General features: G+C 71.4%; 21 protein-coding genes. 4 read left to right on the top strand and 17 right to left on the bottom strand.

Going from position 1 to position 26,543, the window contains the following annotated elements:
* Position 1: 1 nt before the first annotated feature.
* From lpxD to rpsB, 11 genes are all read right to left on the bottom strand, one after another.
* Positions 2-1,030, bottom strand: coding sequence for a UDP-3-O-(3-hydroxymyristoyl)glucosamine N-acyltransferase (gene lpxD / locus E5N76_RS12050; protein ID WP_149537548.1), 1,029 nt, complete (start codon positions 1,028-1,030; stop codon positions 2-4).
* 13 nt (positions 1,031-1,043) lie between these two features.
* Entirely contained in the window at positions 1,044-1,841 is a 798-nt protein-coding gene (locus E5N76_RS12045) for an OmpH/Skp family outer membrane protein (protein WP_149537547.1), read from the bottom strand.
* Positions 1,842-1,864: 23 nt separating this feature from the next.
* The gene (gene bamA, locus E5N76_RS12040; protein ID WP_235907672.1) at positions 1,865-4,159 is read right to left on the bottom strand and encodes an outer membrane protein assembly factor BamA; all 2,295 of its coding nucleotides are present in this window, start codon (positions 4,157-4,159) and stop codon (positions 1,865-1,867) included.
* A 195-nt stretch (positions 4,160-4,354) separates the two neighbouring features.
* Positions 4,355-5,497 (bottom strand): RIP metalloprotease RseP, encoded by a 1,143-nt coding sequence (gene rseP, locus E5N76_RS12035; RefSeq protein ID WP_149537546.1) that lies wholly within the window; start codon positions 5,495-5,497, stop codon positions 4,355-4,357.
* A gap of 164 nt (positions 5,498-5,661) precedes the next feature.
* Positions 5,662-6,828: a 1-deoxy-D-xylulose-5-phosphate reductoisomerase gene (gene dxr, locus E5N76_RS12030; protein WP_149537545.1), complete on the bottom strand. Its 1,167-nt coding sequence runs from the start codon at positions 6,826-6,828 to the stop codon at positions 5,662-5,664.
* A complete protein-coding gene (locus E5N76_RS12025) occupies positions 6,825-7,715 on the bottom strand; it encodes a phosphatidate cytidylyltransferase (RefSeq protein WP_235907671.1) in 891 nt (296 codons plus the stop codon). Before E5N76_RS12025 ends, dxr begins: the two co-directional genes overlap by 4 nt.
* Positions 7,699-8,460: a polyprenyl diphosphate synthase gene (gene uppS, locus E5N76_RS12020; protein ID WP_149537543.1), complete on the bottom strand. Its 762-nt coding sequence runs from the start codon at positions 8,458-8,460 to the stop codon at positions 7,699-7,701. Before uppS ends, E5N76_RS12025 begins: the two co-directional genes overlap by 17 nt.
* A 5-nt stretch (positions 8,461-8,465) precedes the next feature.
* Complete coding sequence (gene frr, locus E5N76_RS12015; protein ID WP_149537542.1) at positions 8,466-9,038, bottom strand: ribosome recycling factor; 573 nt, start codon at positions 9,036-9,038, stop codon at positions 8,466-8,468.
* A gap of 305 nt (positions 9,039-9,343) precedes the next feature.
* Positions 9,344-10,066 (bottom strand): UMP kinase, encoded by a 723-nt coding sequence (pyrH, locus tag E5N76_RS12010; RefSeq protein WP_149537541.1) that lies wholly within the window; start codon positions 10,064-10,066, stop codon positions 9,344-9,346.
* A 495-nt stretch (positions 10,067-10,561) separates the two neighbouring features.
* The gene (gene tsf / locus E5N76_RS12005; protein ID WP_149537540.1) at positions 10,562-11,485 is read right to left on the bottom strand and encodes a translation elongation factor Ts; all 924 of its coding nucleotides are present in this window, start codon (positions 11,483-11,485) and stop codon (positions 10,562-10,564) included.
* Positions 11,486-11,658: 173 nt separating this feature from the next.
* The gene (rpsB, locus tag E5N76_RS12000; RefSeq protein WP_149537539.1) at positions 11,659-12,522 is read right to left on the bottom strand and encodes a 30S ribosomal protein S2; all 864 of its coding nucleotides are present in this window, start codon (positions 12,520-12,522) and stop codon (positions 11,659-11,661) included.
* A 327-nt stretch (positions 12,523-12,849) separates the two neighbouring features.
* On the opposite strand from rpsB, the gene E5N76_RS11995 reads away from it, so the two are divergent.
* The gene (locus tag E5N76_RS11995; protein WP_149537538.1) at positions 12,850-14,958 is read left to right on the top strand and encodes a M10 family metallopeptidase; all 2,109 of its coding nucleotides are present in this window, start codon (positions 12,850-12,852) and stop codon (positions 14,956-14,958) included.
* Between the two features lie 259 nt (positions 14,959-15,217).
* Here E5N76_RS11995 and E5N76_RS11990 read toward each other — a convergent pair whose 3' ends face one another.
* From E5N76_RS11990 to E5N76_RS11975, 4 genes are read right to left on the bottom strand one after another with little or no spacing between them, the layout of a single operon-like run.
* Positions 15,218-16,519, bottom strand: coding sequence for an NtaA/DmoA family FMN-dependent monooxygenase (locus E5N76_RS11990; RefSeq protein ID WP_149537537.1), 1,302 nt, complete (start codon positions 16,517-16,519; stop codon positions 15,218-15,220).
* Positions 16,520-16,567: 48 nt separating this feature from the next.
* Entirely contained in the window at positions 16,568-17,002 is a 435-nt protein-coding gene (locus tag E5N76_RS11985) for an ATP-binding protein (protein WP_149537536.1), read from the bottom strand.
* Between the two features lie 19 nt (positions 17,003-17,021).
* Complete coding sequence (locus E5N76_RS11980) at positions 17,022-17,363, bottom strand: STAS domain-containing protein (RefSeq protein ID WP_149537535.1); 342 nt, start codon at positions 17,361-17,363, stop codon at positions 17,022-17,024.
* 51 nt (positions 17,364-17,414) lie between these two features.
* A complete protein-coding gene (locus E5N76_RS11975; protein WP_187830127.1) occupies positions 17,415-18,512 on the bottom strand; it encodes a PP2C family protein-serine/threonine phosphatase in 1,098 nt (365 codons plus the stop codon).
* 118 nt (positions 18,513-18,630) lie between these two features.
* On the opposite strand from E5N76_RS11975, the gene E5N76_RS11970 reads away from it, so the two are divergent.
* A complete protein-coding gene (locus E5N76_RS11970) occupies positions 18,631-19,620 on the top strand; it encodes a Bug family tripartite tricarboxylate transporter substrate binding protein (protein WP_149537533.1) in 990 nt (329 codons plus the stop codon).
* A 499-nt stretch (positions 19,621-20,119) separates the two neighbouring features.
* Complete coding sequence (locus E5N76_RS11965; RefSeq protein ID WP_187830126.1) at positions 20,120-21,370, top strand: calcium-binding protein; 1,251 nt, start codon at positions 20,120-20,122, stop codon at positions 21,368-21,370.
* A gap of 172 nt (positions 21,371-21,542) precedes the next feature.
* Here the strand turns inward: E5N76_RS11965 and E5N76_RS11960 are convergent, their stop codons facing one another.
* Positions 21,543-23,117 (bottom strand): ABC transporter substrate-binding protein, encoded by a 1,575-nt coding sequence (locus E5N76_RS11960; protein WP_187830125.1) that lies wholly within the window; start codon positions 23,115-23,117, stop codon positions 21,543-21,545.
* A gap of 253 nt (positions 23,118-23,370) precedes the next feature.
* Positions 23,371-25,689, bottom strand: a complete 2,319-nt coding sequence (locus tag E5N76_RS11955; RefSeq protein ID WP_149537530.1) for a methyl-accepting chemotaxis protein — start codon at positions 25,687-25,689, stop codon at positions 23,371-23,373.
* A 180-nt stretch (positions 25,690-25,869) separates the two neighbouring features.
* Here E5N76_RS11955 and E5N76_RS11950 point away from each other — a divergent pair, with 180 nt between their 5' ends.
* A complete protein-coding gene (locus E5N76_RS11950) occupies positions 25,870-26,511 on the top strand; it encodes a flavin reductase family protein (RefSeq protein WP_149537529.1) in 642 nt (213 codons plus the stop codon).
* Positions 26,512-26,543: the final 32 nt, after the last annotated feature.

Raw genomic sequence — 26,543 nt, 5'->3', positions numbered from 1 at the left:
CTTACTCGGTCTTTCCCTGCTTCTCGCCGAGGCGCCTGGTGTGCACCGTCATGCGCCAGAATTCGCGCGCCGGCATGGCCGGGCTGCCGATGACATCGGCTTTCGCAGCGACATCGTTCATCACCCCGGCCTGGCCCCCGATGCGGGCGCCCGACCCGACCGTCAGATGCCCGGCCAGCCCCGCCTGCGCTGCGACCTGAACGTAGTCGCCAAGCACCGTCGAGCCGGAAATCCCCGCCTGCCCGACGATGATGCATCCCCGTCCGGTGCGCACGTTGTGCCCGATCTGCACCAGGTTGTCGAGGCGCGTGCCGGGGCCGAGCACCGTATCCCCCTGGCTGCCGCGATCGACGCAGGCATTGGCGCCGATCTCGACGTAATCGCCCAGGATCACCCGGCCGAGCTGCGGCATGGTCTCGAACCGGCCCTCCGGCGTGGGCGCGAAGCCGAACCCTTCCTGCCCCACCCGGGCGCCGGGATGCAGCACCACCCCTTCCCCGAGGATGGCGTGGCTGATGCTGGCATGGGCATGGATGCGGCAGCGCGGGCCCAGCACGCAGCCGGCGCCGATCGTCACCTGCGGGCCGATGATGCAGCCCGGGCCGATCTCAGCCCCGGGGCCGATCACCGCATAGGTGCCGATCTCCGCCTCGGGCGAGACGGCGGCGCCCGGGTCGATCACCGCCGTCGGATGCACCCCCGGCACGGCCGCCGGGGCCGGGTAGAACAGCGCGGCGACCCGGGCGAAGCCCAGATAGGGGGCTGGGACGATGATCGCGACCGTGCCTTCCGGCACCTGGTCCGCCATCGCCTCGGCGAGCACCACCGCCCCCGCCCTGGTCTGCCGCAGCTCGGCCAGGTAGCGGCGATTGTCGAGGAAGCTGACCTCTGCCGGCCCCGCTGCCTGCAGCGGGCCGACGCCGGTGAACATCCGCGTGCCGTCGCCTGCGAACCGGCCACCCGCGGCAGCAGCGACCGCCGCCAGGCTCTGCGGCCCGGCGGAGGCGAAGAAGCGCGGATCGGCGGCCATGCGGCCCCCCTGGTCAGCGCCGCGGCGCGGCCGGCGCCGGCGCGGCGGGGCGCGCCGGGGCAGGCGCCGGCGCGGCTGCCTGGGCGGGCGCCTCGCTGCCCTCAGGGGGCAGGTTCACGCTGCGCAGCGCCTGGTTGAACCTCGTCGCCACCTCTTCCGTCAGGTCGAAGGCAGGGTCGTTGAAGATCACCAGCGGCCGCGGCAGCACCAGGTTCACATGGCGGCTGGCCGCCACCTGGCGGATCACCTGGCCGAGGCCCTGCTCGATTTCCACCAGCGCCTGCTGCGCCACCTGCTCGATGGCGCGGCTGCGCTCGCGGAAGACGCGCTGGCTGTCGGTGATGCGGTCCTGCAGGTCGCGCTCCCGCTGGCGAAGCTGGTCGGGCGGCAGGCTGGCGCGCTGGTTGGCCAGCGCCGTCTGCTCGTCCCGCCAGCGCGCCTGTTCCCGCTGCAGATCGCCGTTCAGCTTCTCCCGCCGCTTCTCGATCTCCTCCCGCACCTGGTTGAAGGCGGTGGAGACGCGCTGGATCTCCGGCACATCGACGATGCCGATGACGGCGGCCGGCGGCTGCTGGCCGGGCGGCAGGGCGGCGGGCGGGCGGTTCGCCTGGGCCTGGGGCGGGCGCTGGGCCGGGCGCTGCTGGGTCTGGGCCGGGCGCTGCGCCCCGCCCCCCTGGCCCCCTTGGCCGCCCCCCTGGCCCGGCACGAACCATTCCGGATTCTGGCCCTGTTGCGCCGCGGCCGGCAGCGCCGCGGCGGCGGCGAGGCCGGCGGCAAGAAGAAGGCGGGCGGCGATGCGGTGGACTGGCATATGCAAGGGAATCCCGAAGCTCATCAGAAGCGGGTGCCGAAGCCGAAGCGGAAGACCTGCGTCTCGTCGTAGGACTTCTTCACCACCGCCTGGGCAAGGTCGATGTTGATCAGGCCGAAGGGGCTGCGCCAGGAAATGCCGACGCCGGCGCCGACGCGGGGCGAGCTGTCGTCCCGCACCTCGGGGCCGCTGGTCGACTGGCTGAGCGCACCCACATCGACGAAGGCGCGCCCGATGAGGCCGAGTTCCGACGGCAGCGGCAGGGGAAAGCGCATTTCCGTGCTCTGGGTCCAGAGGAAGCGGCCGCCCAGGCTGTCGCTCGTGGTGACGTCGCGCGGCCCGGCGCCGGCGATGCGGAAGCCGCGGAGATTCTCGCCGCCGAGGAAGAAGCGGTCGATGATCCGGTCCTTCTTGCCGAACATCGTGGCGAGGTAGCCGACACTGGCCGAGAGCGAGAGCACGTAGTCCGGGTCGCCCAGCATCTGCTCGAAGGGGATGAAGTAATTCCCGTCCAGCCTGGTGCGCAGATAGGCGACATCGCCGCCGAGGCCGGCGAAATCGGTGCCGAGGCGGAGCACGCCGCCGCGCCGCGGATCGATGACCGAATCGCGGAAATCATAGGTCAGGGTCTGGCCGATCTGCGACAGCAGCGTGGTGCCGCGCTGCTCCAGCACGTAGCGGGAGGCGGTGTCGGAGATATCGTAGATGGAACGCTGGGTCAGCGTATAGGTCCAGGACTGGCGCAGCCTTTCGTTGAAGGCGTAGCCGGCGCGCAGCGCGAAGCCGGCGCGGCGTTCGCGGTAGCTGGCGATGCTGATCAGGTTGCGCTGCAGGTAGAAGAGATCGACGCCCGCCGCCAGGTTGCGGTCGAGGAAATAGGGATCGGTGACCGAGAGGTCGATCTGGCTGCGGCGCTGCGCCAGCGTGCCGTTGATGCGGGCATCGATGCCGGTGCCGAGCAGGTTGCGTTCGCGCAGGCCTACATCCGCCAGCAGGCCGGCATCGGTGGAGTAGCCGCCGCCGAGCGAGACCTCGCCGGTCGCCCTCTCCTGCACCTGGGTGTTGAGGATCGCCCGGTCCGGCGCCGAGCCGGGCTGGGAGGTGATCTGCACGTCCTGGAAATAGCCCAGGTCGCGCAGCCGCTGCCGGCTGCGGCGGATCTGCGCGGCGTTGAAGGCATCGCCTTCCGCCAGGCGGAATTCGCGGCGCAGCACGCGGTCCTGGGTGCGGGTATTGCCGTTGATGTCGATGCGCTCGACATAGACCCGCGGCGCCTCGTTCACCTCGAAGGTGAGCTGCACGCTGCGGGTTTCCGCATCGCGCTGGATGCGCGGCTGCACATCGACGAAGGGGAAGCCGCGCAGATTGGCGGCGTCCTGCAGCGTCTGGGCGGCGCGCTCCACCAGGTCGCCATCGTACCAGTCCCCCGCCTCCACCTCCGCCAGGCCGCGCAGCGCCGCGGCATCCAGGTTGCGGATGTTGGAGACGACCTCGACCGAACCGATGCGGTAGCGCACCCCTTCGTCGATGCTGTAGGTGAGGAAGAAGCCGCTGCGGTCCGGCGCCAGCTCCGCCGTGGCGTTGGTGACCTGCACATCGGCATAGCCGTTGCGCAGGTAGTAGCGGCGCAGCAGCTCGCGGTCGAAGGCCAGCCGTTCCGGGTCGAATTGGTCGGAGGTGGAGAGGAAGCGGTACCAGGCCTGTTCCTTGGTGGAGACCACTTCCTTCAGCCGGCTGTCGCTATAGGCGCGGTTGCCGACGAAATTGATGCGGGCGACGAGCGCCGCATCGCCCTCCTGGATCTCGTAGACCACGTCCACGCGGTTCTGGTCGAGCTCGATGATCTTCGGCTCGATGGTCGCGGCGAAGCGGCCGCGGCGGGCATAGAGCTCCTGGATCCGCTGCCGGTCGGACTGCACCGCCTGCGGGGTGAAGACGGCGCGGCTGCGCATCTGCACCTCGTTGCGCAGCACGTCGTCGGAGATCTTGCGGTTGCCCTCGAAGGCGACGCGGTTGACGATCGGGTTCTCCGCGACCTCCACCAGGATGTCGTTGCCTTCCCGCCGCATCTGCACGTCGCGGAACAGGCCGGTGGCGAACAGCGCCTTCAGGCTGCGGTCCAGCCGGTCCGCGTCGAAGGCGTCGCCCGGCTGCAGCACCATGTAGGAGCGGACCGTGTCGGCCTCGATCCGCTGGTTGCCGCGCACCTCGATGGCGCGGACCTGGCCGCCCGGGCCGGGCGGCAGCTGGGCTGCCCCTGGGGCTGCCCCCGGGGCGGCCCTCGGTGGGGTGCGCGGGCGCGGCTGGGCCTCGGCCACGACCGGAAGCAGGAGGCCCGACGCCAGGGTGGCGACGGCAAGCGGCAGGAGGCGGTGGATCGGAGACAAGGTGTGCCGTGGCCTTCTCGGGTTCGCGGGCGGGCCGGACAATAGCCGCAACCCCAGGGGGGCCGCCAGACCGCGCCATGCGGCGAAGCCCTGGCGCGGCGCGGCCCCCGGCGCGGAGGGGCGGACTCAGCCGACCAGGGCGGCCACCCATTTGCCGATGGCGCCGTGCACAATGTCGTTCCACGACGCGAACAGGAACAGCGTGACGATCAGCGCAAACCCAGCCCGGAAGCCATATTCCTGGGCTTTCGGCGGCAGCGGCCGGCCGCGGATCGCCTCCGCCGCGTAGAAGGCCAGGTGGCCGCCATCCAGCATCGGGATGGGGAAAAGGTTCAGCAGGCCGAGGCTGACCGAGAGCAGCGCCATCAGGTTCACCAGCGCCGTCAGGCCCAGCGAGGCGGCCTCGCCGGAGATCTCGGCGATGCGAATCGGCCCGCCCAGCTCCTTGGCGCTGCGCTGGCCGGTGATGATCTCGCCCAGCCCGACCAGGCTCTGCCAGGTGACGCTCGCGGTCTGTTCCGCCCCGGCCAGCAGGGCGCTGCCGGGGCCCAGCCGCTCGAAGCGCGTGCCGCCGCCCTGGATGCCGAGGATGGCGTGGCCGGCCGGGCCCGGCTCCGGCACCGCGCGCAGGGTGGTCTCGGCGCCGTCGCGGGACAGCCGCAGCTCCACCTCCTGCCCCGCCCGCGGCTGGACATGGCGCTGGATGTCCTCGAAGCGGCTCACCGCCTCCCCGTCCAGCGCCAGGATCCGGTCGCCGGCCTGCAGCCCGGCCCGCTCGGCGGGCGAATCCGGGGTGATGCGGCCGATCACCGTCTGCTCCCGCGGGTCGTTCACCGGCTTGCCGATGGTGGCGAACAGCCCGGCGAAGAGCAGGATGGCGAGGAGGAAATTCGCCACCGGCCCGGCGGCGACGATGATGGCGCGGCTGCCCACCGGCTTTTCATGGAAGGTGCGGCCGGGCATCCAGGCGGCGCGCTGCTCCGGCGTCGCATCCTCCGGCGTTTCCTGGCCGTGCAGCTTCACATAGCCGCCGAGCGGGATCCAGGAGAGGCGCCATTCCGTGCCGAGCCGGTCGGTGCGCCGCCAGATCGGCTGGCCGAAGCCGATGGAGAAGGCGTCCACATGCACCCCGCGCCAGCGGGCGGCGAGGTAGTGGCCCAGCTCATGGATGAAGACCAGCACGCCGAGGACGATCGCGAAGGCGATCAGGGTCCGCGGCAGGCTGGGGAGCAGGTTCCAATAGGCGCCGATGAGCTCCAAGGCGGTCATCCTTTCTCGGGCAAAGGCCCGGGGGCGCGCGGCGCCGTCCCGGTTCCGGCGCAGTGCCCGGCGGGCCGGGCGCTGCGCAAGGCTTCTATCTGGGGAGGCCGGCGCTGCCGTTCACCGGCCGCCGGACCGGCTTTTCCTCTCCCGGCACGGCCCCGGCCGGCCCTTCAGGCGGCGCTGCGCAGGGCGGCGATGCGGGCGGCGGCGGCCCGCGCCTCGCCATCCAGCGCCAGCACCGCATCCAGGCCGGCGGCGGCGACCGGGCCGAGCGTGGCCAGGGTCTCCTCCACCACCGCGGCAATGTCGAGGAAGCCGAGGCGGCGGTCGAGGAACAGCGCCACCGCCACCTCATTCGCCGCATTCAGCACCGCCGGCACGCCCCCCCCCGCCCGCAGCGCATCCCGGCAGAGCCGGAGGGCGGGGAAGCGCACCGGGTCGGGCGCGGCGAATTCCAGCCGCCCCAGGGCGGCGAGGTCGAGCCGCGGCAGATCCACCGCCATGCGGCGCGGCCAGGCCAGGCAATGGGCGATGGGGGTGCGCATATCCGGCGTGCCGAGCTGGGCGAGGAGCGAGCCATCGGCGTATTGCACCAGCCCGTGCACGGTGGATTGCGGGTGGATCAGCACCTCGATCCGCGCCTCCGGCACGGGGAAGAGGCGCGCCGCCTCGATCAGCTCCAGCCCCTTGTTGAACATGGTGGCGGAATCGACGCTGATCTTGGCGCCCATGGACCAGACCGGGTGGCGCACCGCCTGCTCCGGCGTCGCCACCCGCATGGCGGCGAGATCCGCGGTGCGGAAGGGCCCGCCCGAGGCGGTCAGCACGATCTTCTCGATCGCCGCCGGGTCGCGGGCGTCGAGGGCCTGGAAGATGGCGTTGTGCTCGGAATCGACCGGCAGCAGGGTGGCGCCGGAGCGGGCGGCCGCCTCCAGCACGATCTCCCCGGCGCAGACCAGGCTTTCCTTGTTGGCGATGGCGAGCGTGCCGCCCCTGGCCAGGGCGGCGAGGGAGGCGCGCAGCCCGGCGGCGCCGACGATCGCCGCCATGGTCCAGTCGGCCGGGCGGGCGGCGGCCTCCACCACCGCCTCTGCCCCCGCCGCGGCCTCGATGCCGGTGCCGGCCAGGGCCTCCCGCAAGGCAGAGAGCCCGGCCGGGTCGGCGACCACGGCGAGGCGCGGGCGGAAGCGGCGGGCCTGGGCAGCCAGCGCCTGCACGTCCCGCCCCGCCACCAGCGCCTCGATGGCGAATTCGCCGGGGGCGGCGGCTTCGACCAGGGCCAGGGTGGAGCGACCGACGGAGCCGGTGCTGCCCAACACGGTAAGACGGCGGGTCATGTCCAGAGCGATTCCCCGGGGCCGAGCAGCACCCCCAGCAGCGCCGCCGCCGGCGCCGCCGCAAGCACCCCGTCCAGCCTGTCGAGCAACCCGCCATGGCCGGGAATGAGGGCGGAAGTGTCCTTCACCTGGAAGCGCCGCTTGATCCAGCTTTCGAAAAGGTCGCCCGCCTGCGCCAGCAGGCCGAGCCCCGCCGCCACCAGCGCCACCCGCAGGGCGGGGGGCGAAACGGCGAAAGGTTCCATGACATACGCCGCCGCGAGCCCGACCGCCATGGCCGCCGCGAGTCCCCCCGCCGCGCCGGACCAGGTCTTGTTGGGGGAGATGGCGGGGGCGAGCTTGGGGCCGCCGAACAGCCGCCCGGCCAGGTAGGCGCCGATATCGCTGGCCCAGACCACGAAGAGCAGGAAGAGCACGTTGCGCAGCCCGGCCGCATCGCCCCGCAGATGCAGCAGGGCAAGCCCGGCCAGGCCGATATAGAGCACGCCGAAGCCGAGCCAGAATCCCGGCCGCCCGCCGCCCCGCAACGCCACCCAGAGGCCCAGGAAGCCCAGCGGCAGCAGAGCGAGCGCCACCCCCCATTGTCCCGCCAGCGCCAGCGCCCCGGCGGCCAGCACCAGCAGCGGCACCGCCAGGCCGGGCGGGCGGGCGGTGGAGAAGCCGCAAAGCCGTACCCATTCCCAGGCCGTCAGCGCGACGGCCACCGCCAGCAGCGCCGTCCAGGCCGCCCCGCCCAGCCAGACGCAGAGGAGGGCGCCCGGCACCAGGATGGCGGCGGAGAGGGCGCGCTTGCGCAGATCCGGCCAGCGGGTGGCGGCAGGACGGGCGGGTGGCGGCGGGCCCCCGGGCGGTGCCGGGGCGGCGTCAGGGCTAGCCGGTCCGGGCACCGTAGCGCCGTTCCCGCCGGCCGAAATCGCGGATCGCCGCCTCCAGATGCTCGGCGGAAAAATCCGGCCAGAGCACGTCCTGGAAGACGAATTCGGCATAGGCCGCCTGCCAGAGCAGGAAATTCGAGAGGCGCTGCTCCCCGGAGGTGCGGATGATGAGGTCGGGGTCGGGCATGCCCTCGGTATAGAGGTGGCGGGCGAAGGCGGCCTCGTCCAATTCGGCCGGGTCCAGCCGGCCCTCCTGCACCGCCCGCGCCACCGCCTTGGCCGCCGCCAGGATCTCCGCCCGGCCGCCATAGGAAAGGGCGACGGTCAGGTTCAGCCTGGTGCCGCCGGCGGTCGCCGCCTCGGCCCGGGCGATCTCCTTCATCGTCTCCTCGCCGAAGCGGGCGCGGTCGCCGATGACCCGCAGCCGGACGCCTTCCTTCACCAGGGTCGCGACCTCGGAGCGGAGATACAGGCGGAGCAGGCCGGTAAGCGCCACCACCTCCTCCGCCGGCCGCAGCCAATTCTCCGAGGAGAAGGCGAAGAGGGTCAGCCACCCCACCCCCTGCTGCACGCAGGCCTCGGTGGTACGGCGCGCCGCCTCCGCCCCCGCCTTGTGGCCGAGGGGGACGGGCAGGCCGCGCGCTTCTGCCCAGCGGCGGTTGCCATCCATGATGATGGCGATGTGCCGCGGCACGCCGCCCCGGCTTGCCGTGGCCGGGCCGGGCTGGGTCAGGTCGAGCTTGGGAGCGCCGGACACCGGGTTCAGACCTGCCGGATGTCCTTTTCCTTCTCGGCGAGCATCTGATCGACCTGCTTGATGTACTGGTCGGTCAGCTTCTGCACCTCGTCGGACCAGGTTTTCGCCTCATCCTGGCTGATCGGGGTCTTCTTGTCCTTCTCAGCCGATTTCACCTGCTCCATGCCGTCGCGGCGGACGCCGCGGATGGCGACCTTGCTGCCCTCGGCATATTTGGCGGCCATCTTCGCCAGCTCGTTACGGCGTTCCGCGGTCAGCGGCGGCAGGGGGACGCGGATCACCTGGCCCTCCGCCTGCGGGTTCAGCCCGAGCCCCGCATCGCGGATGGCGATTTCCACCGCCTTGGCCACCGCCCGGTCCCAGACCTGGACGGAGAGCAGGCCGGGGCCGGCGACGGAGATATTCGCCACCTGGTTCAGCGGCTGCTCGGTGCCATAGGCCTCGACGCGGATCGGCTCCAGCAAGGCAGGGCTGGCGCGGCCGGTGCGAAGCCCGGCGAATTCCTTCCTCAGCGTCTCCAGCGCGCCGTCCATGCGGCGCGTCAGATCCTGCTTCAGGCTCTTCAGGTCGGCCGGCATGGCCCTTCATCCCCTGTCTCTGGCGCCGCCCGGTGCCGCCTGCCGGCGCCCTGGGGCGCCCGGCCGGCAGCGGCGGCCTGGTCCATTCCCGAAGCCTGCGGCGATCGCCTCCGCCCGCCCCAGCTCCTTGTTGCATCGCGCGATTTACGCCTTCGGTCGATCCGATCCAAGGCGGTCACGCTTTGGCCTGCGATCGGCCTGGGGGTGCGCACCGAAGCAGAGCACGCCCAGGCCGTGAAGCGCCGGCTCGAGTTTGTCCGGACCAGCAACGGCCTGGTCAGGCCGGCACAGGTCTGGCGCCGCGGTCAGCTCTCCACCACGGTGGTGAAGCGCCCCTCGCCCCGCATCACCGCGGTGAAGGCGCCCGGCTCGTGGATGTTGAAGACGATGATCGGCAGCTTGTTCTCCCGCGCCAGGCTGATGGCGGCGGCATCCATCACCGCCAGGTCGCGCGACAGCATGTCCAGATAGGTGAGGGTCACATAGCGTTCCGCCTGCGGGTTCTTGCGCGGGTCGGCGGCATAGACGCCATCCACCTGGGTGCCCTTCAGCAGGGCGTCGCAGCCCATCTCCGCGGCGCGGAGGGCGGCGGCGGTGTCCGTGGTGAAGAAGGGGTTGCCCGTGCCGGCGGCGAAGATCACCACCCTGCCCTTCTCCATATGCCGCATGGCGCGGCGGCGGATATAGGGCTCGCAGAGCGAGGCCATGGGGATGGCGCTTTGCACCCGCGTCGGCAGCCCCGCCTTCTCCAGCGCCGACTGCATGCCGAGCGCGTTCATCACCGTGGCCAGCATGCCCATATAGTCGGCCTGCGCCCGCTCCATGCCCGCGGCGGCGCCGGCAATGCCGCGGAAGATGTTGCCGCCGCCGATGACCATGCAGACTTCGACGCCGAGCTCGACCACGCCCTTCACATCCTCCGCGATGCGGCGGCAGGTGGCGGTGTCGAGGCCGTAGTCGCGATCGCCCATCAGTGCCTCACCGGACACCTTGAGCATGACACGCTGGTAGCGGGGCGAAGGGCTCATTATGCGACCGTGATGGGGCGGGGAACCATAGTTTCCACCCCCGGGTGCCGCAAGCAGGACGCGGTCACAAGGGGGTGGCGAGGCTGGCGGCCGCCGAAGCGGCCACCCGCTTCTGCCGCCGCCGGATGGCGAGGATCCGGCCGCATCATGGCACGACCGGGGCAGGCTGCGGCCCCTGCCCCATCCTGGCGCCGGCCGACGCCGCGCCGGGGACGGGGCAGGCAGGCGGACCTGGCGGGCCCGAGGCGCCAGTGTCCTGCCCGCGAAGTTCGCTGGATTTCCGGCGAACTTCGCGGACAACAAGCAGGCCACTGAAACCAAGGCTAGTGGCCCGAGAACGAAGTCCGCAGGACCTCGGCATCGGGACACTGGAGCGGTTTCGCCTCGCCTGGCTCGGCGAACCCGCTCTGGCGTTTTGTTTCGTGGCATTCTCCCCGTCGTCCGGCGATTCCGCCGGACTTGAAAATGCCCCAGGCCCGGGCCGCGCCCCGCTTCTCAGGCCTTGGGGCCGACCCCGGCCGCGGCCGCGACCTCGGAGGCGAAATCCGGGCCCACCGGCTTGTCGATGCCTTCGCCGAGCTGGAAGCGGGCGAAGCCGGTCAGCTCGCCGCCCGCCTTCTTGACGATGGCCTTCACCCGGCTCTCGCCATCATGCACCCAGACCTGTTCCAGCAGCACCACTTCCTCGTAGTATTTGCGGATCCGGCCCTCGACCATCTTCTCGATGATCGCCTCGGGCTTGCCGGAAGCGCGGGCCTGCTCGGAGAGCACCGCCTTCTCCCGCTCCAGCGCGGAAGGGTCGACGGCGGAAACCTCCAGCGCCTCCGGCCGGGCGGCCGCCACATGCATGCCGATCTGCCGGCCGAGCTGCTCCAGCGCCTCGATCTCCGACCTGCCCTCGAGCGCGACCAGCACGCCGATCTTGCCGAGGCCGGGGCGGATGGCGTTGTGGGTGTAGGTGGCCACGACGCCGCCCTTCACCTCCAGCCGCTTCGCCCGGCGGATGGTCATGTTCTCGCCGATGGTGGCGATCAGGCGGGTCAGCTCCTCCGCCACGCTGTGGCCGGTGCCGGGATAGGTGGCGGCCTTCAGCACCTCGACATCGTCGCCGACCGAGAGGACCAGCCCCGCCACTTCCGCGACGAAATTCTGGAACTGCTCGTTGCGGGCGACGAAGTCGGTCTCGGCATTCACCTCGACCATGCCGGCGACGTTGGGGCCGGAGGCGACGCCCACCAGCCCTTCCGCGGCGACGCGGCCGGATTTCTTGGCGGCGGCCGAAAGCCCCTTCTTGCGCAGCCAGTCGATCGCGGCCTCCATGTCGCCGCCCGTCTCCACCAGCGCCTTCTTGCAATCCATCATGCCGGCACCGGTCTTGTCGCGCAGGTCGCGGACCAGTGCGGCGGTGATCTCGGCCATCGGTTGTCTCCCGTCTCACCCAAATGCGCTACGGCCCGCGCGCCTCCGCGCCGCGGGCCTCAACTCTCCGGGGCAGGCCGGGCAAGCCCCGCTCGCCCGGCCTGCCCCGTCCCTGGTCCGGTCGCGTGCGTCACGCGCCCGCAGCAGCGGCGCCGTGGTGCGGCGCCCGCGGCTCAGACCTTGCCGGCCCGGTTGCCGTCATCCTCATTGGCCTGGACCATCGTCTCCAGGCTTTCCGTGTCCAGGCCGACGGTCGGGCTGGACTGCGCCTCCTCCAGCACCGGCTCGTCCAGCACCTCATCCGTCGGCAAGTCGGCCGCGGCGCCGAGATCGACGCCCGAGGCCTGCAGCTCGGCCGAGATGCCGTCGAAGACCGCGCCGGCGATCAGGTCGCAATAGAGGTGGATGGCGCGGATCGCGTCGTCATTGCCGGGAATCGGGAAGGCGACGCCCTGCGGGTCCGCATTGCTGTCCACCACCGCGACGACCGGGATGCCGAGCTTGTTGGCCTCCTCGATCGCCAGCTTCTCCTTCACCACGTCGATGACGAAGATGATGTCGGGCAGCCCGCCCATCTCCTTGATGCCGCCGAGGGCGCGGTCGAGCTTCTCCTTCTCCCGCGTCAGCATCAGGATCTCCTTCTTGGTGAGGCCCTGGATGTTGCCGCCGAGCTGCTCCTCCATCTGCTTCAGCCGCTTGATGGAGCCGGTGATGGTCTTCCAATTCGTCAGCATGCCGCCGAGCCAGCGGTGGTTGACGTAGTACTGGCCGCAGCGGGTCGCCGCTTCCGCCACGTATTCCGCCGCCGCCTTCTTGGTGCCGACGAAGAGCACGCGGCCGCCGGCCGCCACCACGTCGCGCACCGCGCGCAGGGCGCGCTCCAGCAGCGGCACGGTCTGCTGCAGGTCGAGGATGTGGACCTGGTTGCGGACGCCGAAGATGTAGGGCGCCATGCGCGGGTTCCAGCGCCGCGTATGATGGCCGAAATGCACGCCGGCCTCGAGGAGCTGGCGCAGGGAAACCTGGGGCATCGCCATCGGCGATCTTCCTTCCGTATTCAGTCCGGTTGAGCCTCCGCGGCGCTTTCCCGGGGGATGTCCCGGGACCGGACCCTGCCGCCCCCGGCCGGCTCAGGCCTGGCCAGGAGGTGAAAGGGCGCACCGCGTGCGGATTTGCCGCCACGGGGGACCCGCGCCGGCCGGCGCCATATGGCATGCGGGATGGGCCGCGGCAAGCCATCGCGCTTGGCGCGGGCGGCTTGAGGCTTTCTCAACCATCCATCTCTAAAAGACGAAGGCGGGCATGTTTTCGCGTTCCCGCCGCATCGTATTCGTTATGGTGCGCCAGCCGCGACCGGATCCCGCATGGCGACCACCACCAGCCTCAGCGCCACCCGCAACCCCTATCTGGACGGCCTGCTTTACGGCCTGAAATGGTCGGGGCAGCTCAGCTTCGGCTTTCCCGACTCGGCTGCGGAGTACGAGCCGGGGTACGGGAATGGCGAGGTCCGGGACGGCTTCGCCCCGGTCTCGGCCGCCACCCAGGCGGCGGTGCGCGCGGCGCTGCTCGGCACCGCCGGCAGCGGCGGGGTGCTGCAGGGGCTCGGCGTCGCGCAATTCACCAACCTGTCGATCGTCGAGGCCGGGACGGGCATGGCCGATCTCCGCATCGCCCAGTCCGACGCCCCGCCCACCGCCTATGCCTATTGCCCCGCCGCCGGGGCCGGCGGCGATGTGTGGTTCGGCACCGCCTATGACTACCGCAACCCGGTCCTCGGCAATTACGGCTATCTCTCCACACTGCACGAGCTGGGCCATACCCTCGGCCTGAAGCATGCGCAGGAGGCGGGCGGGGTGGCGAACACCGCGGTGCCGGGCGATCGCGACAGCCTCGAATTCACCGTCATGACCTACCGCTCCTATGCCGGCGGGCCGACCAGCGGTTACACTTTCGGCACCTGGGATGCGCCGCAGGGCTACATGATGCTGGACATCGCCGCGCTGCAGGCGATGTACGGCGCCGACTACACCAGCCATGCGGGGGACAATGTCTATAGCTGGCGTCCGGAGACCGGCGAGACCTTCATAGACGGCATCGGCCAGGGCGCGCCGGGTGGGAACCGCATCTTCCTCACCCTCTGGGATGGCGGCGGGCACGACACCTACGATCTCTCCGCCTATGCCGACGGCGTCGCGGTCAGCCTGGCGGCGGGCGGCTGGTCCTCGCTCTCCGCGGCGCAGACGGCACAGCTCGGCGGGTCGCAGGCGGCGCGCGGCAATGTCTTCAACGCGCTGCTCTACCAGGGCAACACCGCCTCCCTCATCGAGGACGCGATCGGTGGCGCCGGCGACGACACGCTGAGCGGCAATGAGATCGGCAACCATCTCCGGGGCGGCGCCGGGAATGACAGCCTGGCGGGGCTGGAGGGCAATGACACGCTGGAAGGCGGCGCCGGGCGCAACACGCTGGAAGGCGGCGCGGGGAACGATCTCTACATCCTTGCCGGCAGCGGCGATGTCGTCACCGAATTCGGCAATGCCGGCATCGACACGGTGGAGATCGCCGGCAGCTACGCCCTGGGCGCCAATCTGGAGACGCTCCGCCTGACCGGCGACGGGGATTTCACCGGCATCGGCAATGCGCTGGCCAACGCCCTTACCGGCAATGCCGGGAATAACAGCCTCTCCGGTGGGGCGGGGGAGGATACGCTCGCCGGCGGCGAGGGTGCGGATAGGCTGGAGGGCGGGACCGGTCTGGACCGGCTGTCCGGCGGCGGGGGCGATGACAGCCTGGATGGCGGCGCCGGCCACGACTCGCTGGATGGCGGGGATGGCGCGGATACCCTGGCGGGCGGGACGGGCAACGACACCATGGCAGGTGGCCCGGGGGACGACACCTATATGGTGGACAGCAGCGGCGATGTGCTGCGCGAGGCCGCCGATGCCGGCACGGATCTGGTGCTGGCAGGGGTGAGCTGGACCCTGGGCGCCTGGTTCGAGGATCTGGCGCTGACCGGGGACGGCAACCTGATCGGCAGCGGCAATGCCGCGGACAACCTGCTGCGCGGCAATGGCGGCAACAACCTGCTGCGGGGCGGGGCGGGGCAGGACACCCTGCTGGGCAGCGCCGGGCAGGACACGCTGCTGGGCGGCGCGGGGCAGGATGCCTTCCGCTTCATGGCGGCGGATGCCGGGGCGGACGTGATCCTCGATTTCAACGCGGTGGAGGACCGCTTCGAATTCTCCGCCGCGGGCTTCGGCGGCGGGCTGGCGGCGGGGATGAGCCTCGGCGCGGAGCGGCTGGTGTTCGGCGCGGCGGCCATCGGCGCGCTGGGGCAATTCCTGTTCGACACCGCGGCGCATGCGCTGCTGTGGGACGCGGATGGCGGTGGTGGCGAGGACGCGGTGCTGCTGGCGACGCTCTACGCGCCGGCCGGGGCGGTGAGCGCGGCGGACTTCGCGATCATCGCCTAGAGCAGATCGCCGGAGGGCGGCATCGCCCGGAGGCGTGAATCTGCTCTACCATCCATAAGCTAGAGCGGGGCGGGTGAGCGCAGCTCAACCGATCCCGCTCTAGGCCGAGGGAGGCTCTGCCTCCCTCGAGCTCCCTCCGTCAAAGGCCGAAGGGCCTTTGGAACCCTTGAGTTCGGCGTCTCGACCGTCGGCTCCAAGACCCAAGGGTTCCAAGGGGGTTGGGCGCACTGCGCCCAACGAGGGGGAGCAGCGCTCCCCCTCAACACCGCAGATTGTCCCGCAGCGTCCGCCCCTCATACTCCCGCCGGAATACCCCCCGCCGCTGCAATTCCGGCACCACGAAGCGGCCGAATTCCTCGAACATCCGGGGCGAGATGGTCGGCCACAGGATGAAGCCGTCGCAGGCCCCGGCCCTGAACCACGCCTCCATCCGGTCCGCCACGCCCTGCGCCGTGCCCACCACCAGCCCGCGCGGCTTGCGCGCCGCCTCGGCGAAGCTGATGCCCTGCTCCCGCGCCACCTGCAGCACCCGGTTGCGGGAGCCCTCGATGCCGGTATGCCCGGCGGCCGCCACCGCCTCCGCCTCGGTCGCCACCCTGGTCAGGTCGGCGCCGATCATCGCCGAGTTCCAGGCCAGCACCAGCTCAGGGTCGGAGAGCGTCGCCAGGTACGCCGCCTTCTCCTGCGCGATCGCCTCCGTCTCCCCGATCACCACGGCCAGCGAGGGCAGCACGGCGCATTCCTCCGGCGCGCGGCCGTAGCGAGCCATGCGGGCGGAGAGGTCGGCGCGGTAGCGTGCGGCATCCTCCAGCGTCTCGGCATTGATGAAGACCAGCTCTGCCCAGCGCGCGGCGAATTCCCGGCCGCGGTCGGAGGTGCCGGCCTGCATCAGCACCGGCCGCCCCTGCGGGCTGCGCGGAATGGAAAGCGGGCCGCGGGTGCGGACATAGCGGCCCGCGTAATGGGCGTAGTGCACCTTGCCGGGGTCGGCGAAGCGGCCGCTCGCCTTGTCCAGCAGCAGCGCATCCGGCGCCCACCCCTCCCACAGGGCGCAGCAGGCTTCCAGCACCTCGTCGGCCTGGTCGTAGCGCTGCTCCTTCGGCGGCAGGCTCTCCATGCCGTAATTCCGCGCCTCCAGATCGGTGGCGGAGGTGACGATGTTCCAGGCGATGCGCCCGGCGCTGACATGGTCCAGCGAGGCCAGCGTTCGCGCCAGGTGATAGGCCGGGTAGAGCGTGGTGGAGAGCGTCGCCCCCAGCCCCAGATGCCGCGTCACCCGCGCCATCAGCGGCAGCACCGCCAGGGGATCGAGATAGGAGATCTGCCCGCCGCGGCCGAGATGGGTAGCGAAGCCGTCCTTATAGGTATCCGAAAGCCCGAAGGTGTCGGCGAAGAAGCAGCCATCGAAGCGCGCCGCTTCCAGCACCCGGGCCAAATGCTCGTAGCGCTCCGGCTGCAATATGTCGTCCAGCGGGCTTTCCGGATGGCGCCAGGCGCCGGGGTAGTTGGAGGTGGGGCCGGTCTTCAGATAGGCGACCAGATGCATCTGGCGCTGGGTCATGGGCGGGGCTCCTTGCCCAAGGGGATATGCGTTGCGGGCATGCAAGCGCTATTCCGGCGGCAGCAGCACCTCCACCCGGTTCCGCCCCTCCGGCAGCCGGGCATAGTGCAAGGCCCGGGCGGTGCGCTGCACCAGGGCCAGGCCGAGCCCGCCCCTCCCCTCCCCCACCCCTGGCAGGGCCGGACGGGGCTGGCTGGGGTCGAAGGGCGGGCCGGCATCCTCCAGGCAGAGTCGCCAGCCCGTCGCCTCCTGCCGCGCGGTGAGGGCCACCTCCGCCACGCCGCCATGGCGCAGCGCGTTCAGCGCCAGCTCCTCCAGCAGCAGCTCCGCCCGGGCGATGGTGCGCGGCCCTGCCCCAGCCGCCCGCAGATGCGCGGCCAGCGCGGCGCTCGCCGCCGCCAGGGTCGCGGCGCCGCCGACCGCCCCCTCGCCTGCCCGGTCTCCCGGGGCCCGGATCACCCGGCCGAATCCCGCTATCGTCATCCGCCTGCCCGCCCGCCCTTCAGGCCGCCAGCCGGGCGAGCGCCTCCGCCTCCGTCACCACGACGGGTATCATCTGGTCCAGGGCGATTGTCTCAAATACTTCCGCGACCGCGGGTTGCGCCGCATAGAGCACCAGCAGCCGGCCCCGCCGCTGCAGCACCCGCGCCACGCTGATCAGCAGCCGAAGGCCGAGGGAGGAGCAGAAATCCACCCCCGCCAGATTCACCAGCGCATGCCGGTCCACGCTGGCGACGGCGGCGGTGAAGCCCAGCTCGATCGCCTCGGCGCCAAGCGCGTCCAGCCGCCCGCTCATCGCCACGCGGTTGGTGGCGCCGTCCAGCGCCGTCACCTTGTATTCCATGACCCGCTACGACGTCCGGCACGATGCGATACAAGAAATATCATGAAAACATCATGGAAAGTCCAGGACGACGATCGAGACGTCATCGTCGAAGCCGCTCGGCCCCGCCGCTTCCCGCGCCCGGGCCAGCAGCGCCTCCGGCGCCGCCGCCAGGGGGGTGGTATGCGGCGGCAGCCATTCGGCCAGGGCGGCGAAGCCCCGCCGCCCAGCTATCGGCTGCTCGGTCTCGAACACCCCGTCGCTGCACAGGGTGAGGCGCGCGGCGGGCGGCAGGGTCGCCTCGAAGACCGGGTAGGTGGCGGCCGGCACGGCGCCGATGGGCGGCGCCTTGGCCGCCAGCGCCACCCGCCCGCCGGCGGTCTCCAGCAGCGCCGGGTGGTGGCCGGCGGCGGCGAAGCGCAGCCGCCGCGCCGCCAGATCCGCCACGCCATACCACATGGTGAAGAACAACCCGCCCTGCTGGTCCATCTGGAAGCTGGCATTCAGCCCGGCCAGCACCGCGGCGGGGTCCGGCCCCGCCCTTTCCCGCAGCAGGTTCATGACGGAGGCGGCCAGCAGGGCGGAATCCGTGCCATGCCCCGCCACATCCATGACATGGACGGCGAAGCGCGTGGCATCCAGCCAGCGATAGCCGAAGGCATCCCCGCCCAGGCTGGCGGAGGGCAGGAAGCGCCAGGCAGCCTGCACCGGGCCGGATTCGATCGGCGGCGGCAGCAGGGCCTGGAGGTAGCGCCGGGCGCGGTCCAGGTCGCGGGCCTCTGCGGCGGCGCGGTCCATCTCCGCCCGCGGGCCGCGCTGGTAGTCCAGCCGGAAGGGCCCGATGCCGATACGCGCCCCGGGGCTGAGCGCGATGGGCGCCGCGATCCGCACCCCGTCCACCAGGCAGCCATTGGTGGAGCCGAGATCGGTCAGCACCAGCCCGGCCTCGGTGAGGCTCAGCACCGCATGGTTGCGGGAGACTTCCGGTGCCGGCAGCACCAGATCATTCCCCGCCACCCGGCCAAGGCGCAGCGCCCCGGGGCCGAGCGGCAGGCGCCGCGGTGCCTCCCCCGGGGCGTGCAGGACCAGCGCATGCCCCAGGGGCTCGGCCGCCAGAAGCTCTTCGGCCGGGCGGCGCATCAGGGTGGAGTCGGTGTCCTCGACCGGCATCGTTCCGCCTTGCCTTTCGGCAAGGAGTTTTCCCCGTTCCGGCGGTGCACCGCAACAACTGCCGCTTGCCGTGGCGGGCGGAGGGCGGCATGGGGGAAGAAAATCCGGAGGAAGCCGCATGCCCCGCCTCGCCCGCCGCCCCGCCCTTGCCGCCGCGCTGGCCCTGCTGGCCCGTGGTGGCCCCGCCCTGGCCCAGGCCCCCTCCCAGGCCCCTTCCGGACGGCCCGTCACCCTGGTGGTGCCGAACCCGCCGGGCGGCGGCACGGATTTCGCGGCGCGGCTGTTCCAGGACCGGCTGGGGGCGTTGCTCGGCCAGCCCGTGGTGATCGAGAACAAGCCGGGCGCCAATGGCAACATCGCCATCCAGGCGGTGGTGCGGGCGGCGCCGGACGGGCTGACCCTGCTGATGCAGTATTCCGGCTACCACGCCGGCAACCCGGCGATGATCCCCAACCTGCCCTGGGATCCGGTGCGGGACCTGGCGCCGGTGGGCATGGCGACCGTCGCGCCGCACGCCATCCTGGTGCCGGCCAGCCTGCCGGTGCAGACCCTGCAGGAGCTGATCGCCTATGCCAAGGCGCGGCCGGGGCAGTTGAACTTCGCCTCCTCCGGCAATGGCTCCATCCAGCATATCGGCGGGGTGCTGTTCGCCCGGGCCATCGGCGTGCCGATGGTGCATGTGCCCTATCGCGGCGCGGCGCCGGCCCTGCAGGACGTGGCGGGCGGGCGGATCGAGCTGTTCGTCACGACGCCCTCCTCCGCCATCGGGCTGATCCAGGGCGGGCAGGTGCGGGCGCTGGCGATTGCCAGCGATGCCCGCATCCCGGCGCTGCCGGGGGTGCCGACCACGGCGGAGGCGGGGCTGCCGGGCTTCACCGTGGATGCCTGGTTCGCGGTCTTCGCCCCCGCCGCCACGCCGCGCCCGGTGCTGGAAAGGCTGAATGCGGCGATGCGGGAAGCGACGCGGGACCCGGATCTGCAGCGCCGCGCCCAGGAGGGCGGGGTGGTGCTGCGCGCCCTCACCTTGGCGGAGATGGATGCGGTGGCGCGCAAGGAGATCGAGGAGCTGGGCCGGACCATCCGGACGGCCGAGATCCGGCTGGAATAGAAGCAGGCCGGCCGCCGGGCCGGTGCGGGCCGGCCGCGCATGCCGCAGTCGCGCCGCCGCCGCCCGGGCGGCACACGACCGGGGCGGAGCCGCCCGATGCGGGGATTGGCGGGTTGCCGGGGCCCGGCAGCGCCAGGCGGCACGGCCCGGTAAGGTCTGCCCCGGCGCCCACCCATTACAGTGATGAGCGTTTTTTGCCTGAGATATTCTATCGTCAGTTGGTACTGTTTTTGTGATAGGGCTGAGATATAATTGCGGTATAGCGGAATACGATATTCCGTTACTGCTTCCCCTCGACGGCACGCACGGCAAGTAAGACACGGCCTCCCTCGCCATGCACGGGCGAGAAGGAATCGTGCTGACTGTAGCGCCGCCTTAACAGAGGCTATTAATTCGGGGGTAGGGAATGTTTGGTCCTGTCGAGAACTGGTTCCTACCAGAAGAATATGGCCACGAATTGGCACCACGCTGGTTGATTACCGATTTCTCCAGTGTCCAGGTGGACGAGGACACCATCAGAACCACGATCACCGCGATATCCTATCCGGAAACGCTGTATATCGACGCGGCGAGGGAAGATGTCGTGGTAAGCGGGGGTGGCCCGGCTCCCAGCACCGACCTGCTCATCCGCATCAATGGCGAGACCTTCGCCATCGACGACTACACGACCGGCCGCGGCGCCGCTTGGCATGGCGAGGTGACCCCGGGCCTGGTGGAGCTGATCCAGCAGGACGGCACGGTGGTCAGCGACACCAGCTCCGGCTTCACCGAGACAGTGGTCTTCGACATGGAGGGCGACTCCACCGCCTCCTACAACGCCATCGTCGCGAATATCAGCGGCAGCTTGGACCAGACCCAGGTCGGCCAGACCTTCTTCCTGCATGAGGCGGTGTTCGCCGACGGGACAGTCATCGACCTCTCCCTGGACAATGCCTTCCCCATCACCGGCAGCGAGGAGAGCGAAACCCTCTACGGCTTCGGCCGGGTCGGCTACCGCGCCTCCACCTTCCTGCGCAACGATACCATCGATGGCTTCGGCGGCGATGACCGTCTCGACGGGCTCGGCGGCGCCGACCTGATGCGCGGCGGCGAGGGCGACGACACGCTGGTCGGCGGCAATGGCAATGCCGGCGCGGACCCCAGCGAGCGCGACACGCTGGATGGCGGCGATGGCCAGGATCTCGCCGATTACAGCGGCGCCAATATCCGCCTCGCCACCACGCTGGGCGACCCCGGCATGGCCGGCATCGCGGTGCACGGCGCCGCGGCCGATACGCTGCTCTCCATCGAGCACGTGATCGGCACGCGGTTCGGCGACGAGATCACCGGCAATGACCTTGCCAACGCCTTCTCCGGCGGCGCGGGCGACGACTACCTCTCCGGTGCCGGCGGCAGCGATACGCTGGCGGGCGGCGGCGGCGCCGACACGATGATCGGCGGCTGGGGGGACGATGTGTTCCTGTTCAGCGCCCTGACCGACAGCACGGCGGCGGCGCCGGACCACATCCTAGATTTCTATGCCGGCGACCGGATCGACATCTCGGCCATCGATGCCGACGGCGCGCTGGCGGGGGACCAGGCCTTCCGCCAGGTGGCCGACTTCACCGGCGCGGCGGGGGAGTTCACCCTGGCCTATGACGCGGCGACCGACATCACCACCGCATCCTTCGCCACCGGCGGCGCAGGGGCGGAGATGGTCATCCTGCTGGCGGGCGACGTGACCGCGCTGGCGGATGACTGGGTGCTTTGAGGCCGGATTGAGGGAGGGCTCCGCCCTCCCTCAAACTCCTACCCGCAAAGGGCCAAAGGCCGTTTGAATCCTTGAGGTCGGCGTCTCGACCGTCGCGCCTGGAACTCACGGCTTCCAAAGGCCACTCGGTCTTTGGCGGGATCGGACGCACTGCGTCCACCGCGCCGCCCGACTACCGCCCCTCCCGCCGGATGTTCCACAGCACCGGGTAGCCCGCATCGATCACCCCCTTCAGCTCCGCCCGGTACACCGCCGGGCTGGCGAATTGGCCGAGCGGCACGACGTTGACATTCTCATGCGCCAGGGCCTGGAGCTGCGCCGCCAGCGCCCGGCGCTTCGCCGGATCCGGCTCCTCGGAATAGGCGCGCAGCAGCGGCACCTGGCGTTCGTCGCACCACCAGCCGGGATAGACATTGGCGCAATTATAGACCAGCGCCGGGTTCACCATCGGCTCCGGCATGTCGAAGCCGTTCCACACCAGCGGCACCACATGCCAGCCGGTGCGGCTGGTGCGGCGCTGCGCCACCGTGCTCCAATCCGTCGTCTGCAGGTCGATATTCAGCCCGATGCGCCGCATCTGGTCCACCGCGACCAAGGCGATGGGGTCGATCAGCGCGGAATCCCGCGCATGCAGCACCACGATCGGCTCGTTGTTGTAGCCGGCCTCGCGCAGCAGGGCGCGGGCGCGCTCGGGGCTGGCGTCGCGCAGGGGCCCGGTGCCGGCATCGCTCGCATAGGGCGTGTCGCACATGTAGATGGTGAAGCAGCGCTGATGCACCATGTCGTCCGGCAGGCCGGTGGCCGCCACCACATCCGGCTGCTGGATGGCGTATTGCAGCGCCCGGCGCATGCGCACGTCGTTGAAGGGCGGCTGCGCCTGGTTCAGCGTCAGCGCGCCGAAGATCTCCGAGGCGCCGAGCCCTTTCGTCACCACCACGCGACGGTCGCGCCGGAGCGATTCGATGAAGTCGAGCGGCGCCCGCTCGATATAGTCGATCTCGCCCTGCAGCAGCGCCGAGACCTTGGTGGAGTGGTCGGGAATGCTGACGAATTCGGCGCGCTCGAAATGCACCACCTTGCCGCCGGCCAGCCCGTCCGCCGGCTCCGGCCGCGGCCGGTAGCGCGGATTGCGGGCGAAGACCACGCGGTCGCCGGGCCGCCATTCCTCGCGCCGGAACAGGAAGGGGCCGGAGCCGATGATCTCGGTGACCTGGGTGCCGGGCGGCGTGGCGGCGAGGCGCGCCGGCATCATGTAGGGCACCAGCGTCGCGGTCTTGCCCAGCGCCTCCATCACCAGCGCGAAGGGGCGGTTCAGCCGCAGCACGAAGCTGTTCGTCCCCGTCGCCTCCATGGCAGAGGTCGCGGCGAGGAGCTGCCGGCCGAGCCCGTCCCGCGCGCCCCAGCGGCGGATCGAGGCGAGGCAATCCTCCGCCGTCACCGGTGCGCCGTCCGACCATTCGAGGCCGGGGCGCAGGGTGAAGCTCCAGGTCAGGCGATCGGCGCTCACCTCCCAGCCTTGCAGCATCTGCGGCCGCATCACGCCCTGGCTGTCCGGCGCCGCCAGCGTGTCCCACACCATGGAGGCGAAGGCACGGGTGACGACGGAGGGGGTGACGACGGGGTCGAGCACCTGCAGCTCATTGTTCATCACCAGGCGCAGCGGCGCCTGCGGCTGCTGCGCCACGGCATCAGGCGCGGCGGCGCCGGCCAGCATCGCCAGCCCCAACAGGAAGCCCCGCTTCGTCATCCTCCGCATCCTTCTCCCGGCGGCCGCACTCCAACGCGATGGCCGGCTGCTGGGAAGGGGTATTCCGCGCTGCAGCGAAAAAGCCGTGCCGCGCAGGCCGCGTGGGCCGCAATGTCGAAAGCCGCCGGCGCGGGCTGCCAGCGGCGAAGGCACGGCCTGCCTGCACTTGCGGCAGGCCGGAAACGCGGCGCGCCGGCCGCTGCCGGGCCGGCGCGCAAGGCAGGGCGCGGACCCGGCCGAAGCCGCCGGAGGATCAGGCCACCCGGAGCCCGGCGAGGAATTCCTCCGAGCGGGTGCGCAGCGTGCCGGCATGGCCGGAAAGCCCGTCCGCCGCGCCGAGCAGGGAGGTCGCCGCCTCCCCGGTCTGCACCGAGGCGCGCTGCACGTCCTGGATGCTCTTCACCACGGCGGAGGTGCCCTCGGCCACCTGGGCGGCGCTGCGGGCGATCTCCCGCGTCGCGCTGCCCTGCTCCTCCACCGCCGCGGCGATGGCGTTGGTCACCTCGTTCATCCGCTCGATGGTGGCGCCGATGCTGCGCAGCGCCGTCACCGCATTGCCGGTGGCGCCCTGGATGGCGCCGATCTGCTGGCTGATCTCCTCCGTCGCCTTGGCGGTCTGGCCGGCCAGCGCCTTCACCTCGCTCGCCACCACGGCGAAGCCCTTGCCGGCCTCGCCGGCCCGCGCCGCCTCGATAGTCGCATTCAGTGCGAGAAGGTTGGTCTGGCCGGCGATGTCGCCGATGAGGCGCACCACATCGCCGATCCGCTGCGCCGCCTGGGCCAGGCCCTGCACCGTGGCGTCGGTCGCCTTGGCTTCCTCCGCCGCGGCGCGCGCCACCTGGGCGCCATCCGCCACCTGGCGGGTGATCTCGGCGACCGAGGCCGCCAGCTCCTCGGCGCTCGCCGCCACCGCCTGCACGTCGGCGCCGGCGCGGGTGCCGGCGGAGGCCACCGAATCCGCCTCCTGGCCGGAGGTCATGGCGGCCGAGGACATCGCCTCCGCCGCCTCGTGCACCTGGGAGGCGGCGGCGGCCACGGCCTCCACCACCCCGCCGATATCGCTCTCGAAATTCGCCGCCATGCGCACCTGGCCGGTCACCGGCGTCAGCACCAGCATGGCGCTGGCATAGCTGCCATCGGCGTCGCGGATCGCCGTCGCGGTCAGGTCGATCACCTCCTCGGCCAGCGCGACGCGGCTGCGATGCGGCAGGCTGTCGGGCTCCGCCAGCCTCTCCCGCTGCCGCGCCAGCTCGGGGCCCAGCGCCTCCAGCCCCTGGCCCACCACCTGCTCGGCCGGCACCGCCAGCGCGCCCTCCACCTGGCCGAGAAGCTGCTTCGCATGCGGGTTGAGGTAGCCGATGCGGAATTCCTGCTGCGGGTCGGCAGTCAGCAGCGCGATGGGGAGCTGCTCCAGCATCTGCTGCTGGGCGAAGGCGCGCTGCACCGTGCCGCGCAGCTCCTCCAGCGCCGTGGCGATATTGCCGATCTCGTCGCGCCGGTCGCGGTCCGGCACCGTCACCGCGGCATTGCCGCCGGCGATGGTGCGCAGCACCCCCACCATCCGCCGCAGCGGCGTGCCGATGGCCCGCGCCGAGAGCCAGCCGGACAGCACCAGCATGGCGGCGACGGCGAGGCCGAAGCCGAACACCGCCTGCTGCACCTCCCCGGTCGCGGCGGCGCTGGCCGTGGCGCTGGCCGCGGCGTCCCGCTGCAGCAGCGCGCCCGCTTCCTCCAGCAGCGTCTCCAGCCGGTCGCGCGCCGGCACCGCCTCCTCCACCCGCGTCTTCTCGCCGCGCTCGGAAAGCTGCACCACCTCCAGCGCGGCGGCGGCGATGGCGTTCGCCACCTCGATCAGCCGCCGCAGGTCGCCCGCCGCGGTATTCGCCACGGGGATGGAGCCGAGCGCGCGCTGATGCACCCGGAGCTGCGCCGCCGCCCGCCGCACCCGCCGCGCCTGCCCTTCCTCCGTCGTCGCCAGGTAGCGCTGGCTGCCGAGCCGGACCTCGTTCACCGCCGCGTGGAAGGTGAGCAGGCGCTGCCGCGCCTCGTCCCGCGCCTCGGCCGGCACGTCGATCTCCAGCATGCTGGTCACCGCCTCGAAGGCCTGATCGTAATCATTCGAGCGCGGGAAGAAGGTGCTGTCGCGCTGGGCGATCAGCGCCAGGCGCAATTCGATGAGCTGGTTCAGCGCGCCGTCATAGACGGACAGCGCCTCGCGCGCCTCGTTCAGCCGGGCGATCACCGCCTCGGCGCGCGAGGCCGCCACCGTCGCCTGCAGCCGCTGCCCCAGTACGCCGAGCTCCTCATTCACCGATTGCCGCAGCGGGGCGATCGCCGCCTCGGTCTGCGCCATCAGGATCTGCTGGATCTCCCAGGCGATGCGCAGCGACAGCCCGCCCGCGACCTGCGCGTTGAGCTGCGCGGATTTCGCCCCGCGCTCGACCTCGAGCTGGCCCGCCGCCTGATCGAGCTTGATCGACACGATCCCGACCAGCGCCGACAGCAGCAGGACAGCCACCAGCACGCTGGCGGCGAGTTTCTTGCCGACACTCAAATTCCGGAAGAATCGCATGAGGCTGTGCCCTCCTGACCGGCAGCATGGGTCAGAAGCCTTAAGGAGAAGCTGAAGGCCCTGTCATAATGGCCCGGTTGCGCATCGGGGCCGCGCCGGACCGGCCCGCCCGGGCGCCCCAAGGCCCCTCGACAGCCGGCCCCGCCCGCGCCAGTGTCCGCCGAGCCGAGGAGAGCCGCCATGCTGTTCGACTTCACCCAGATCCCGCCGCAGGACGCCTACAAGCTCGTCGTCTCCTCCGTGGTGCCGCGGCCGATCGCCTGGGTGGTGACGCAGGACGCGGCCGGGGTGGTCAACGCCGCCCCCTACTCCTTCTTCAACGCCTTCTCCGACAATCCGGTGGTGGTCGGCATCGGCTGCGGCCCGAAGCCGCCCGGGGCGCTGAAGGACACCGCCGCCAACATCAAGGCGACCGGGCAATTCACCGTCTGCCTGGTGCCGGAGGAGGCGATCCACGCCATGAACGCCACGGCGGTGGATTTCCCGCCCGAGGTGGATGAGCTGCAGGAGGCCGGCCTCACCGCCCTGCCCTCGGCGAAGATCCGGCCGCCGCGCATCGCCGAAAGCCCGGTGGCGCTGGAATGCGAGACCTTCCAGCTCGTCCCGGCCGGCCATCACACCATCGTCCTCGGCCGCGTGCTGGCGGTGCACATCAAGGATGACTGCGTGCTGGACGCGGCCAAATGCTACGTCGATACGCCGAAGCTGAACCTCGTCGGCCGCATGCATGGCCGCGGCTGGTACACCCGCACCACGGACCGGCTGGAAGTGCCGCGGCTGACGGTGGCGGAGTGGGAAGCGCGGAAGAAGGCGGCGGAATAATCGGCCCGCCGAGCGGAACCGCAGGCGGGGAC

Source organism: Siccirubricoccus phaeus (assembly GCF_008360935.1).
GTDB lineage: Bacteria > Pseudomonadota > Alphaproteobacteria > Acetobacterales > Acetobacteraceae > Siccirubricoccus > Siccirubricoccus phaeus.
The sequence above is the reverse complement of the archived record's forward strand: the minus strand, read 5'-3'. Positions and strand labels throughout refer to the sequence as shown.

Bases quoted from the DNA above. Each gene is read 5' to 3' on its own strand.
- lpxD (WP_149537548.1), bottom strand. From the start codon at position 1,030: ATGGCCGCCGATCCGCGCTTCTTCGCCTCCGCCGGGCCGCAGAGCCTG.
- E5N76_RS12045 (WP_149537547.1), bottom strand. From the start codon at position 1,841: ATGCCAGTCCACCGCATCGCCGCCCGCCTTCTTCTTGCCGCCGGCCTC.
- rseP (WP_149537546.1), bottom strand. From the start codon at position 5,497: ATGACCGCCTTGGAGCTCATCGGCGCCTATTGGAACCTGCTCCCCAGC.
- dxr (WP_149537545.1), bottom strand. From the start codon at position 6,828: ATGACCCGCCGTCTTACCGTGTTGGGCAGCACCGGCTCCGTCGGTCGC.
- frr (WP_149537542.1), bottom strand. From the start codon at position 9,038: ATGCCGGCCGACCTGAAGAGCCTGAAGCAGGATCTGACGCGCCGCATG.
- pyrH (WP_149537541.1), bottom strand. From the start codon at position 10,066: ATGAGCCCTTCGCCCCGCTACCAGCGTGTCATGCTCAAGGTGTCCGGT.
- tsf (WP_149537540.1), bottom strand. From the start codon at position 11,485: ATGGCCGAGATCACCGCCGCACTGGTCCGCGACCTGCGCGACAAGACC.
- rpsB (WP_149537539.1), bottom strand. From the start codon at position 12,522: ATGGCGATGCCCCAGGTTTCCCTGCGCCAGCTCCTCGAGGCCGGCGTG.
- E5N76_RS11995 (WP_149537538.1), top strand. From the start codon at position 12,850: ATGGCGACCACCACCAGCCTCAGCGCCACCCGCAACCCCTATCTGGAC.
- E5N76_RS11990 (WP_149537537.1), bottom strand. From the start codon at position 16,519: ATGACCCAGCGCCAGATGCATCTGGTCGCCTATCTGAAGACCGGCCCC.
- E5N76_RS11985 (WP_149537536.1), bottom strand. From the start codon at position 17,002: ATGACGATAGCGGGATTCGGCCGGGTGATCCGGGCCCCGGGAGACCGG.
- E5N76_RS11980 (WP_149537535.1), bottom strand. From the start codon at position 17,363: ATGGAATACAAGGTGACGGCGCTGGACGGCGCCACCAACCGCGTGGCG.
- E5N76_RS11975 (WP_187830127.1), bottom strand. From the start codon at position 18,512: ATGCCGGTCGAGGACACCGACTCCACCCTGATGCGCCGCCCGGCCGAA.
- E5N76_RS11970 (WP_149537533.1), top strand. From the start codon at position 18,631: ATGCCCCGCCTCGCCCGCCGCCCCGCCCTTGCCGCCGCGCTGGCCCTG.
- E5N76_RS11960 (WP_187830125.1), bottom strand. From the start codon at position 23,117: ATGACGAAGCGGGGCTTCCTGTTGGGGCTGGCGATGCTGGCCGGCGCC.
- E5N76_RS11955 (WP_149537530.1), bottom strand. From the start codon at position 25,689: ATGCGATTCTTCCGGAATTTGAGTGTCGGCAAGAAACTCGCCGCCAGC.
- E5N76_RS11950 (WP_149537529.1), top strand. From the start codon at position 25,870: ATGCTGTTCGACTTCACCCAGATCCCGCCGCAGGACGCCTACAAGCTC.